This window comes from Leptospira fluminis (assembly GCF_004771275.1).
Taxonomy (GTDB): domain Bacteria; phylum Spirochaetota; class Leptospiria; order Leptospirales; family Leptospiraceae; genus Leptospira_B; species Leptospira_B fluminis.
Map to the genome: position 1 here is coordinate 122499 of NZ_RQEV01000010.1, position 12277 is coordinate 134775.

9 protein-coding genes are annotated in these 12277 nt (G+C 48.7%); 1 reads left to right on the forward strand and 8 read right to left on the reverse strand.

Annotated elements, in window-relative coordinates; translation table 11 throughout:
• Positions 1-181 precede the first annotated feature (181 nt).
• The 4 genes from rplT to thrS all read right to left on the reverse strand — a co-directional run bounded on the left by rplT (position 182) and on the right by thrS (position 3622).
• Positions 182-535: a 50S ribosomal protein L20 gene (gene rplT / locus EHO61_RS09400; protein WP_016547697.1), complete on the reverse strand. Its 354-nt coding sequence runs from the start codon at positions 533-535 to the stop codon at positions 182-184.
• Positions 535-738 carry a 50S ribosomal protein L35 gene (gene rpmI / locus EHO61_RS09405; RefSeq protein WP_010412116.1) on the reverse strand — a complete coding sequence of 68 codons (204 nt, stop codon included), beginning with the start codon at positions 736-738 and terminating at the stop codon, positions 535-537. Before rpmI ends, rplT begins: the two co-directional genes overlap by 1 nt.
• 34 nt (positions 739-772) lie before the next feature.
• Complete coding sequence (gene infC / locus EHO61_RS09410) at positions 773-1318, reverse strand: translation initiation factor IF-3 (protein ID WP_135813357.1); 546 nt, start codon at positions 1316-1318, stop codon at positions 773-775.
• A gap of 378 nt (positions 1319-1696) precedes the next feature.
• On the reverse strand, positions 1697-3622 hold the full coding sequence (gene thrS / locus EHO61_RS09415) for a threonine--tRNA ligase (RefSeq protein WP_135813358.1): 1926 nt from the start codon (positions 3620-3622) through the stop codon (positions 1697-1699).
• A 117-nt stretch (positions 3623-3739) separates the two neighbouring features.
• On the opposite strand from thrS, the gene carA reads away from it, so the two are divergent.
• Positions 3740-4849 carry a glutamine-hydrolyzing carbamoyl-phosphate synthase small subunit gene (carA, locus tag EHO61_RS09420; RefSeq protein WP_135813359.1) on the forward strand — a complete coding sequence of 370 codons (1110 nt, stop codon included), beginning with the start codon at positions 3740-3742 and terminating at the stop codon, positions 4847-4849.
• A 7-nt stretch (positions 4850-4856) separates the two neighbouring features.
• Here carA and EHO61_RS09425 read toward each other — a convergent pair whose 3' ends face one another.
• Genes EHO61_RS09425 through EHO61_RS09440 form a run of 4 tightly spaced genes read right to left on the reverse strand, consistent with a single transcriptional unit; the run spans position 4857 to position 12126 of the window.
• Complete coding sequence (locus EHO61_RS09425) at positions 4857-5954, reverse strand: hypothetical protein (protein WP_135813476.1); 1098 nt, start codon at positions 5952-5954, stop codon at positions 4857-4859.
• A gap of 1 nt (position 5955) precedes the next feature.
• Positions 5956-7380 carry an MBOAT family O-acyltransferase gene (locus EHO61_RS09430; protein ID WP_135813360.1) on the reverse strand — a complete coding sequence of 475 codons (1425 nt, stop codon included), beginning with the start codon at positions 7378-7380 and terminating at the stop codon, positions 5956-5958.
• 7 nt (positions 7381-7387) lie between these two features.
• The gene (locus tag EHO61_RS09435; protein ID WP_135813361.1) at positions 7388-9550 is read right to left on the reverse strand and encodes a GAF domain-containing protein; all 2163 of its coding nucleotides are present in this window, start codon (positions 9548-9550) and stop codon (positions 7388-7390) included.
• A gap of 5 nt (positions 9551-9555) precedes the next feature.
• On the reverse strand, positions 9556-12126 hold the full coding sequence (locus EHO61_RS09440; RefSeq protein WP_135813362.1) for a midas domain-containing protein: 2571 nt from the start codon (positions 12124-12126) through the stop codon (positions 9556-9558).
• Between the last annotated feature and the right edge of the window lie 151 nt (positions 12127-12277).

Consider the following 12277-nt stretch of genomic DNA (forward strand, 5'->3'; position numbering starts at 1 on the left):
ACCGCCAAACCGGCAAAATCCATCCTATTTTTCTACTTTCGGCAAAAGAGAAAAACCTTTTTTTAGAAAAACAAAAAAGAGCCCGGGTGAAACCGGGCTCTTTTGATACTGGAATCCGAAAATCCATCGTTTTCGGCCCGATTTCCCCACTTAAAAAGGAGAAACCTTTTTTAGGGGAATTTTAACCGGCTACCTTGATTTTCTCGACCAGAGCGTTAAAAGTCTCTTTGTCGTTAAACGCGAGTTCGGCCAGTGCCTTCCTGTCCAGATCGATGCTGGCTTTTTTCAGGCCGTACATGAACTGAGAATAGGAAAGTCCCGCTTCTCGAGCCGCCGCGTTGATCCGTATGATCCAAAGCTTGCGGAAATCGCGCTTTTTGGCCCGGCGATCGCGGTAAGCCCATTGTCCTGCCTTCATTACGGCAGACTTGGCTGTCCTGTACAGTTTGGAGCGCGCTCCCCTAAAGCCTTTGGCTTGTTTCAGGATTTTTTTGCGACGATTCTTGTGAATGGTTCCGTTTGTAGCTCTTGGCATTATCGCACTCCGTAGGGCATTAATCTAACGATGGATTTCCAATCGGCATCCACGACCAAAGTCATTCCCCGCAAACGACGGCGTCTTTTGGGTCCTTTTTTGGTAAGAATGTGACGGGTGTTCATGCTCTTCCGTTTGATTTTGTTATTTTTGGAAAACTTGAACCGTTTTGCTGCGGCCCTGTTTGTCTTCAGCTTAGGCATTTTCCTACCTCAATTATTCCTAAAGTTCTACTCTCTATTTCGCGACAGCGGGGCTGATCACAACGACGATCTGACGCCCGTCCAAAACAGGTTCCCGTTCCGGAGTACCGTGACCTTTCAGGTCCTCTACCATACGGTTTACGACGTTCATCCCCAATTCCGAGTGCATCATTTCTCTACCACGGAAGCGGAGACTTACTTTCACCTTGTCCCCCTTTTGAAGGAACTCGACGGCGTGACGTTTTTTAATTTCGTAATCATGTTGGTCGATCCGAGGACGAATCTTCACTTCTTTTACGTTGATTACGTGTTGTTTTTTCTTCGCTTCCTTGCTTTTTTTGAGCAGTTCGAACTTGTACTTACCGTAGTCGATCAGCTTGCAAACGTGAATTTCCTGGTCCCCCGAGACTTCGACCAAGTCCAGGTTTTCTTCCTTCGCCTTCCGGAGGGCTTCTTCGAAACCGACGATCATTACACCGTCATCTGTTACCAATCTTACCTGGGATACCCCGGTAATTTTTTCGTTAATTCTATGGTTAAACAGTTTATCCGTTGGTTTAGGTTGGGGCTTCCTCTGCATTCAGTCTCCGGCTATTTTTCCCATTTTTTGGCTCTTGGGTACGCGTTCAAGCGATTTTCTCCCAGCATATGCCGGGAGTGGAAGTGGATTCAAGTAGAATTTCGGCGCAGTCCCCACCCTGCTCTGGGAGGGGGCCGGTGCGGTGGTACCCCCTGCGGTGACGCTCGGACGCGCATAGCATGCAATTTCTCTTACGTAAAGTTTTTTTTGGAAAAATTGTGTGCAGGAGTTCCTGCAGGTTCAAAATCTAAAAAGAAGTTGCCGAAAAGACGTTTTTGTGATAGGCGCTTTGGAGGATTGGCCCACGAGCCCACCTCCTCCACCCGAACCAGGGTGGGGGCCGCACCTTACCCCCCGTACCTCATTACTAGTCCGCCCTCAATCATCCTCTTGCAGTAGCTTCATAAATTCGGCCAAGGTCATACTTACGGTTTCTTCCGAGCCTCTTTTCCGAACTGCAAGTAATTCGGATTCTCTTTCCTTTTCGCCAAGCACGAGAAGATAATTCGTCTTTTTTAAAATGGAATCACGGATCTTCGCCCCGATCTTTTCGTTGCGGAAATCCCCTTCCGCCCGGTAGCCAAAGTCGATCAGTTGCTTCAGCACCTTCTCGCCGTAAGGTTGCACGGAATCGGTGACCGTCAGAATCCGAACTTGGTTCGGAGAAATCCACAACGGAAATTTTCCTTCGAAATGTTCGATCAGAATTCCGATGAATCTTTCCAAGGATCCGTAAATCGCCCGGTGGATCATAACAGGCCTTTTTCTTGCCCCATCCGAATCGGTATAATCCAATTCAAAACGATCGGGCATGGAAAAATCGATCTGGATCGTACCGCATTGCCACATTCTTCCTATCGAATCCTTGATATTGAATTCGATTTTGGGACCGTAAAAAGCGCCCTCGCCTTCCTTGATCTCGAACGGGATCCCCTTTTTATCCAAAGCCAATTTTAGGGCGTTGGTGGCGAATTCCCAATCCTCGTCCTTGCCCTGGGATTTCTCCGGACGAGTTGCGATATAGGTCTTGAATTCGGTGAACCCGAATTTCTTGTACACTTGAAAAGTGAAGTCGATAATGTCCACCACCTCGGATTCCAAAAAATCCAACGGGGCATAGATGTGCGCGTCATCCTGAGTGAAGGCACGGACCCGAAAAAGACCGTGAAGAACTCCATGCAATTCATGTCGGTGTACGCTTCCCAGTTCCGCAAAGCGCAAAGGAAGTTCCTTGTAGGAATGAAGATGATGCCTATAAATCAGACTGCATCCGGGGCAGTTCATCGGCTTGATCGCGAATTCTTCCTCGTCTATAGAAACGAAATACATGTTTTCGCTGAAATTGTCCCAGTGACCGCTCTTTCTCCATAAGTCCGAAGAGAGTACCGCAGGAGTCCTGATTTCCTGGTATCCTCTTTTGGCACATTCCTTCCGGATATAATCCGCCAAAGAATTCCAAAGGACCGTTCCTTTCGGATGCCAAAACGGAAAGCCGGGTGCCTCCGGCTGGAAGGAAAAAAGGTCCATTTCCTTTCCTAGTTTACGATGGTCCCGCTTTTTGGCTTCTTCCATGCGGAAGAAATACTCGTCCAACTCCTTTTTGGAAGGAAAAGCGACGCCGTAAATGCGGGTAAGCATTCGATTTTCCTTATTCGCTTTCCAATAAGCACCGGATAAAGCGGTGAGTTTAAATGCCTTCAGTAGTCCCGATCTCGGGATATGAGGTCCCCTGCACAAATCGAACCATTCCCCCATCCCGTAAATGGATACCTGCTCCTCCGGAATTTGGCCGATGATTTCTATTTTATAGTTCTCGCCCATCTTTTCGAAGGTATGAATAGCTTCCTTCTTGTCCCAAACCTTGCGGAAAACTTCGAAATCGCTTTCCACTACCTTTTTCATTTCGGCTTCTATTTTCGGAAAATCTTCCGGAGTGAGGACCGTGTCTCCGAAATCGATATCGTAATAAAAAAATCCGGGGCCATTTTCGATCACCGGCCCCACGGTCAATTTGGCCTGCTTGTAAAGATTCTGTACCGCCATCCCGAGCAAGTGAGCGGCGGAATGTTGGAAGGTTTCCCAGCCTTCCTTATCCTGAAATGTGAGCACTTCCAGTCCGGCGTCGGTTTCGATCGTTCTACTCAGATCCAAGGTTCTGTTTCCGTTTAAACGAACAGCCAAGGCCTTGTTCTTTAAAAACGGAAGATTCGATTCAATGAATTCCTTATAGGTAGAACCTAACGTCGCCTCTTTCTGGCTACCATCAGGGAGAACGAATTTTACTACTTTATTGCTGACTTCCAATGTATATTACCGAGCCCTACTTCCATAACGCCAACACAAGGGATTTTTCACAACCATTTCGCTCCCTATCTAAAACCCCTTGACCCTATACTTCTCTCGAACACCCTGTCCTTAACTATGAAAGCGTTCTTGGTTTTAGAAAATGGGGACGTGTACGAAGGAGAATCCTTCGGCTACGAAACCCGTTCCGTGGGAGAAATCGTCTTCAACACCTCGCTGGCAGGGTATCAGGAAATTCTGACGGACCCCTCTTACGCGAACCAAATCGTCACTTTTACCTATCCGATGATCGGAAACTACGGCATCAACCCCGAGAATATGGAATCCTCCAAAATCCAAGCAAGTGGAATGATCGTAAAGGAATACGTAGACCGACCTTCGAATTTCAAATCCCAAAAGACCTTATCGGAATTCCTAAAGGAATATAAGATCCCCGGAATCCAAGGGATCGACACCCGTAAACTAACCCGCTTTATCCGTACAAACGGAGCTCCGAACGGAGGGATCTTCGTCGCAAACGAATATTCCGACTCGTTTTTACAAGAGGTAAAACTCTTTCCCGGGATCGCCAACGCAGACTTGGCAAAGGTGGTCTCCACCGATCATAAATACGAATTCGGAAATCCTACGGGAAAAAAATACAAATTGGCCGTATACGATTACGGAGTAAAAACGAATATCCTGAGACTCCTGGATTCGGCCGGCTTCGCGGTCACGGTTTATCCGGCCCAGACGCCTGCGGAAGAAGCGATGAAGGACGGGGTGGACGCGTTTTTTCTATCCAACGGCCCGGGAGATCCTGCGGCCTGTACCTACGCGATCGAATCCACAAAAAGTATATTAGAAAAAGGTTACCCATTATTCGGAATCTGCCTGGGCCATCAAATCATCGGACTTACTCTCGGTAAAAAAACGGAGAAGATGAAATTCGGTCATCGAGGGGGCAACCAGCCGGTGAAAAATATGCAGACCGGCAAGGTGGAAATCACCTCGCAAAACCACGGATTCGCTGTGGTAGCGGAAAATTCCGAAAAAGAACCGATTTCCTTCCTGAATCTAAACGATCATACCGTAGAGGGGATCCTAAAATCCGGCTATCCTCTCCTTTCCGTGCAATATCACCCGGAAAGTTCCCCAGGCCCGAACGATAGCAGATACCTATTCGATAAATTCTACGAACTCGTGGATTCCACCAAAAACGGACTTCGATTAACGGGGATTCTTTGACTCGGATCTAAAGTCGAGTTTTAGCGAACCAGCGGGTTAGTTTCAGATTTCCGCAGGCGTTCAAGTGGGTATAGTCGCCGAAGTCCGAAGAAGGAAATTCCTCTTCCGGTCGGAGAACCGTTATCCCTCTTGTCTTTAATAGATCGAGAAATCCGGCCAGCGCCGTGTGTTTTCCCAACACAGCGACAAAATCGGGACGGGAAGGAATCACCAATATGCGGTACGGAATCTGTTCCTTCTCCAACGTATCGAAGATCTTTTTCCAGGCATCCAAAGAAGAACTCCGAACCTTGGAATAACTTCGTTCCCATCCGACTTGCGGTAGAGGCTTCGGATTTCGGTTCGGGACGCACTCTCCCGTATACGGTTCGTCGCGATTCCATTCCATAAAGCCTTCGTTCCGATCCAACTCTTTCCGCAAACCTTCGTTTCGAATCCGATTGGATTTCCACCTTCCGATCGGATCCATGGCCAACATATCCGCCAACCTGGGATCGATTTCCGAAAACTGTTCCGTCCTAGCGATCGGCCTTAATTCCGCGGAGAGGTTGGAATTCAACTTTAGTAGAGGAAATATTCTGGAAAGCGCAAAGAAGACTCCGTCACCGAGACTTCTAAAATAAAATTTGCGCTTTATCGGATCCGAATAAAAGTCCCACCGAAAAGGATCGAAATTCAGTACCAAGGATCTGTGCACGGGAACGACGTCCACGTCGGCCGTATTAAAGTAAGATGCGTCCAAAAAAACCTTTTCCGGCCGGATGCGAACTTTCAAAAGCTCCTCCAACTCCGTTAACATTCCTTCCGGTTGTTCCGAAGGTCTGGGTAAAAATAGGATTTTTTTACCTGATATCTTTTCCAGATCCGCAGGTCGAAGACCGCTTATCAATTGACTATCCCCTAAAAACAGCCAGAGGTTCGAAGCGTCCTTTATTTTTTCTTCTTTCAGGACCCTCTCGAATCTTCTTCCGAAATAGTCGTACAGGTACGCGTTCTTTTCCTGATACGGAAGCAGCGTTTCGAAAAGGAAACCGCTCCCGGCGATCAAAAGGAATAGGAAAATCATTCCCCAAGAAAGAACTTTTTTTTTTATGAATATTCTCATTTTAGAATTGAAAATAAAAGAAGACTTTTTTCTCAAACACTCCTCCTGCCATGAACAGAAGAGCGTAGCAAAACGCCAGACCGGAGATTTTTACGAAATATTCGGGTCTGGCCCAACGGGAAAAAAACGCGTCACTCCCGCCGGCCCTTATTTGCAATACGTCCATTAACAGGACGGGAATTCCGAAAAAAAGGATCTTGGCCGCTAAAATCGGAGACCAATAAAATCCCGAAATCGCGTTGCGAAAATACGGGCTTAGGTCCTTCTCGCTACCTACGTGAAAAAGGATCAGGCCGAAAGAAAAAATCCCCCAAGTCAAAACCGTCCCTCCTACCCGGATGCAGTTTCGGATCCAACCGGGAAGATTCCAATCGTATCCGGATACGACCTTGGAACCTACATCGTAGACTACTATATGTAGACCGCAAAATAAGCCCCAAACCAAATAACCGTAAGCCGCTCCGTGCCAAAGCCCGCCTAAAAGCCAGACGAAGATTATATTCAGTATCTGGCGTAGGAACCCGTGACGGTTTCCGCCCAAAGGAATGTATATGTAATCCCGAAGCCAACTGGAAAGGGAAATATGCCAGCGCTTCCAGAACTCCACGGGGTTGGAAGCTAAATAAGGAAAATTGAAATTATTCGTCAGTTGAAAACCGAGCATGCGGGCCAAACCCCGGGCGGCATCCGTGTAACCGGAAAAATCCGCGTACAATTGAAGACTCATCGTAAAAGCCAACCACCAAACGATTCCTTCCGGCCATTGAACTCCCGGCTGCAGTACTTTTTCCACGAAAAATACCAGATTGTCTCCGACGAAGGTCTTCTTAAAAATCCCCCACGCGAATAACCAAAATCCTCCCCAAACGTTCTCGAAATCGGGATCTCTCCGGTTCGCGATCTGAGGTAAAAGCGAATTCGGCCTTTCGATCGGTCCTATAAGTAAAAGAGGAAAAAAAAGATCATAAACGGAAAACTGAACGATATCGTCGGTCGCGGATATTCTTCCGGTCCGGATCTCGACTATGTAACTGATATTATGAAAAGTGTAAAAGGAAATTCCTAAAGGAAGCAGCAGTTTCGGAATTTCGATCTTATTCCCGTCGAAGATTCCGATCAGATCGTTCCAAATCTGGACGCCGAAGGAACTATATTTAAAAATTCCTAATAGACATAGGTTCAGCGCGATCAGAACTCCTGCGATCCGATTTTTGGAGGATTCCTGCGAGCGTGCCAACCAAAGGCCGCCGAAAAAATTCCCCAGGACGGAAAAGACCAATATACAAGTGGGTTCCCATCCCCAAGAGCCGTAGAAGACCAGCCCGGCGACCATTAACAGAACGTTTTGCCCTTTGGTTCCTAGGTAAACGTACGTGCAAAACACGACCCCGAAGAAGACCAAAAATCCTAGGGAATGGAAAAGCATGTAGAATTTAGGATTCTTCTATCAGTTCGAGCAATCTTTCTTTCTCTTTCGTATCCGCAGGATAGCATAAAGTCTGGTTCGCGGTCGAAGTTTGAAAATCCTTGCTCTGCCGATCCAGTTCGACGATCTTATTTCTGATCTTGCGGACTACGATCTGGGTTTCTTCCCTGTCTTTCCCGTCCAGGACGACGACGTATTTCCCCTGCCCGACGCGATAACAATAATCGCTCTCCCCTAAATTATCCTGGATCGCGTTCCGCAGTTCTTCGCAATAATAAGCGAAATAACCGGCGCCTTTCATTTTGACCACGCGGGTAGGATTTTGAACCTTAAAAATCGTTAAGCTAAAAGGCGCTCCGATTCTGGATGCCCTTGCAATGGCTTCGGTGATCTTCGATTCTACGGGACTGAACGGATCCCTGAAAACTGCGTCTCTTTCCTCTAACATTAGAAGATTGGAAAGTATCGGCGCGGTCGTCTCCGCGATTCCGACTGCGGTTTCCCGATCGCGGTCAGTCCACGGGAATTCCGTCTCGTGTACGACCAACATACCCACAAGCCAATTCAGGTTTAAAAACGGAAGAATGTCGAATTCGCGCATCAAACCCAATTCGTCGTTGCTTAACTGCGCCGACAACTCCGGGTTCTTTCTGAAATTCGCGATCCGGAATACTCCGGAAACGTTCGCGACGATCCCGACCAAATTGGAATCCAAAGCCAACCTGAATTTTCCGACGGTTTCCGGAGTAAGAAGATTGGTTCCGAAAACCTTATATTCTTTTCGATTCGCTCGATCCAACAAAAGAAAACTCCAGCGACGCAAACCCAATTCCTTCTTTAATATATCGATGAGTTTGTCGTAAATCTCGTCCAAATCCCTGACGCTGGTAAGGTCTCTCGCGGTGGATAATATCCTTTCGTTGCTCTTTAAGATTTCCTTTAAATGATCGTTTTCCTGATGGATCGTTTCCGAGTCCATAATCCTCCGGAAAACGGATCCGGAGATCTCCCCCACCATCTTCAGGAACTCCAAATCCTCGATGGTGTAATCCTCTCCCGAAATGGTTTTGGTAAGCGATATGATTCCGTAGAATTCTTCGTTATGACGAATCGGGACGAGAATTTCGGAAGAGGTCTTTTCCAGAATCTCTTTCTCTTTCTTCGGAACTCCCATCTTAAGCATCATTTTTGCGTAAATTACGGAAGGAGCCTTTTTAACGGCTTGGTATATCTCGTCTCCGGATTCCAACACCCAATTCGGATCGGCATCTCCTCCTTGGGCTTCCATAACCCGCAGAGCGTCGAAATCGCCGTTTGTCGAAGAGAAAATATACACCGCCTCCGCCCCGACCTGTCCCAAGATCGAATAGGATAAGTTTTCGAAAAAATCGGCGAAATCTCGGGAGCCGGAGATTTCTTTAGAAATTTCGAATAGAGCCAGATAGTTCTCCAACTTCTTACGCGAAGCGATCTGCACTTCCATCGGAGAGGTGGAATGATCCGAATCGTCGTCGAATAGGAAATCCGCTTTTTCCGTTTCCGACTGCCTCAAACTATTCTTCCGATTCGCTTCTTTAGAAGCTTGGCTTTCGGCATCTTGGAGCCAGTCGGAAAATGGGTCGGAGATTTCCTCCGCAGGAGGAAGGGTTTCGGCTGCCGGTTCCGGTTCTTCCGAGATCGGTTCCGGTGTCCGGAGTTCTTCCTCTTCGAAAGAAGGAAGATCCTCCAAAGGAGATTCCCGAACCTCTTCCGAAGCTTCCTCTAAATTTTCAAAAGCGGATTCCGGAAAATCGATTTCTCCGAAATCCGGTTCGCTCGATTCGATCGGTTCAGCGGACTCCGGCTCTTCGGTGGAATGTCCGAAATCGGCGGAAGCGGATTGTGAATCGAAAGGAAATTCCTCTTCTTGCGGAGCGGAAGCGGGAGAAGGTTCGAACTCCGCCGGATCTCCGAAGGCGGAACGATACTCCTCTTTTTCCTTTTCCTTCTTTCCGGCAAATTCCTTGGCCTTAGCAAGCAATCCCCTGGCTCTCGCCGCCATGGATTTTTTCAGAAGAGACGGTTTTTCCGCGACCTCTCCCGAGGAGGAAACGGAATTTGACGTCTGCGCTTCCGGAGAAGAAGTCGATTCGGAACGGATTATTCGACTGACTTTGTCCAGAAGACCCATAGTCGTCAAACGCCGATCTGTTTCATTAATTTCTTATAAAGTTCGAAATAGTCCGATCTGGAAAATTCCCGGATCATATCGTCGGGAAGATTTCCGAGCAATTCGTCCAGATAAAGCAGGATTCTTTTCATTTCTTCCTGCGTAGGCTGAACCTCGCCCTCTTCCGTAAGAGCGGAAGCCGAAGCTGCGGCTGCAGGTTCCGCGGTTTGGCGGATTTCTTCGATAGGAGAAAGTTCGTCTTCGTCCGCAAACTCGTCCAAAACGATGAGTAAGTCGGGATCCGGCGGCAAGGATTCTATCGTAGGAACGAGCTCGCTCAATTCCGAAGAGGAAACGGATTCCTCAGGGAAAGGAAAATCCGGAATCAGTTCCTCTTCTCCGGAACCTCCCAAAGCATCCAGATCGGACGCAGGCGGAGGTTCGGATAACAATTCCTCCAGGTCGGAAACACCGGTCTCACCGAGTCCGGCAGGTTCCCGCTCCTCTTCCGCTAATAGATTTCCTAATTCGTCGTCGGAAAGAGTGATCGGCTCCTCCGCTTCTTCGCCCAAATCCCAATCGGAAGGCGCCGCGTGTCCCTCCGAAGACAAGTCGCTTAAATCCGCGACCGGACCGTCCCAGTCCACTTCGTAATCCGACTGGACTTCCGGGAGAGGTTCCCCCAACTCTTCCAGTTCGTCGACGGGTATCGAAATCGGAGCGTCTTCTCCCTCGGGAGAAAAATCCCGATCCGTAGAGGATTCCTCCTCGCCCTCCGAAAGAAGATTTCCCAGCTCGTCTTCGGACAAGGCGATGGGCTCCTCCGCATCGGTAAAGAAATCGGACTCTCCGGAAACGGAAGATTCTTCTCCTTCTCCACCCGAAGAGAGGAGGTCTCCGAGTTCGTCGTCGGAAAGTGCGATCGGCTCCTCGGGCTCTTCCTCCGAAAAAAGTTCCGATTTGGAGGGAGAAGATTCCTCTCCTTCCAACGGGCCCAAGTCGGAAAAGGCAAGATCGTCGAATCCCGTTTCAGGCGTTTTAATTTCGGAAGTTTCCTCCTCTCCAGAAGAGAGAAGGTCTCCTAATTCCTCGTCGGAAAGAGCGATCGGTTCTTCTGCGTCGGCATCGGAAAGAAATTCCTCTTTCGGCGTCGCTACCTCGGCCTCTTCCCCACCGGAGGAAAGAAGGTCTCCGAGTTCGTCGTCGGAAAGTGCGATCGGTTCCTCGGAGTCGTCCGAAGATAGGAAATCGGATGCGGGTGGAATCGTTTCTTCTTCCTCTTCCAGCGTCCTTGGGGCGAAGGGATCGTTCTCTTCTAAATCTCCGGAGTCAAGATCGGCGAATTCACTTATGGGAAGAGAGATCGGTTCTTCATGCGAATTCGGATCGTGGCTTAGAACCGGTTCGTCCAGGTCGGCTCCGAAATCGAAATCGACGGGAGCCGGCTCCGACTTTTCCTGCAAGTCGATGGCGTCCGGATCGAAGGAGAAATCCGAAAGTTCTTCCGGTTTTAGCTCGTCCGAAATTTCGAGATCTTCCAGAGACATTGCCTCCGGTCCCTCGTCCTCACCTGAGGATAATAGATTTCCGAGCTCGTCGTCGGAAAGTGCAATCGGTTCCTCGGAGTCGTCCGAAGATAGGAAATCCGCGGACGCTTCCGTTGCGGGTTCCTCCTCGACTTTGAAATCGTCGGATCCGAAATCGAATTCGGAAGTTTTTTCCTCGTCGGTCAACAAGTGTTCGAGTTCGTCGAGAGAAAGATCGGAAGAAGAAGGCGCGGACTCCTCCTCCAATAGATGGTTCAATTCGTTGTCGGAGAGTGAGATCGGTCCTTCGTCGTCGGACAGGAAATCGTCCGCTGCGACGCTTTCTCCCGTCTGCGGCGATCCCGCTTCCTCTTCGCTCATATCGAAGTCGGCGAGATTGGAACTTATATCAATATTTTGTAATTCATCATCGGAAAGGGAAATCTGGGATTCGTCTTCGAAGTCCAGATCTGAGAATCCCGTCTCGTGCTCTTCCGAGTCGAACGGCTCCTCTTCGGAGTGAAAGGCGGAAGCGGGAACCTCTCCTGGCTGGGAAAAATCCCCCAAATCCAAGGAACCCAGATCGGAGAACGCTTCGGTCGACTCCTCGGACGGAGTTTCCTCCGGAGAAGAAGAACTTTTCCAAGACGGACTCGCCGCGGTCGGTGTCGGAACGGACCCGATTTCCTCTTCCTCGTCTATGTCCAAGAGTCTGTCTATTTCCGCGTCTATGAGAGGATCGGTTAGTTCGAAATCGAAATCCTCGTCCAAGTGGACTTCCTCGTCCAACTCGTTCAGATTGATGCTTAGGTCGTCGGTGGTAAAATCTCCGTTAGACTCCAGATCTCCGAAGGAGTCATGATCGTCTCCTCCGAGCGAGTCGGATTTCCTCTCGAAACCGTCGTCCTCGGAAGAATCGGTTACCGGAATGGAATCAAAATCGAAGGCGGAAGGATCATCGGTGGAGAGGAGAGAATCGATGTCATCCAAACTCATTTCATTCGGATCAAATTCCTCGCCGTTTCCCTTCGGAAGATCTTCCCCTTCGCTCATCCTAAATTCGTCCGCCATGCTTCCTACAAACTATCTTCTCTTATACCGGAAGATCCCCGAATTTCCAGGGAAAAACAATCCGAAAACGTACTCTTCATCTATCGAAGACGAAGCTCCCGCGTGGAACTCCGTTTTCTTCCTCCCCTATCGAGGAGGAAGATTTCTATCT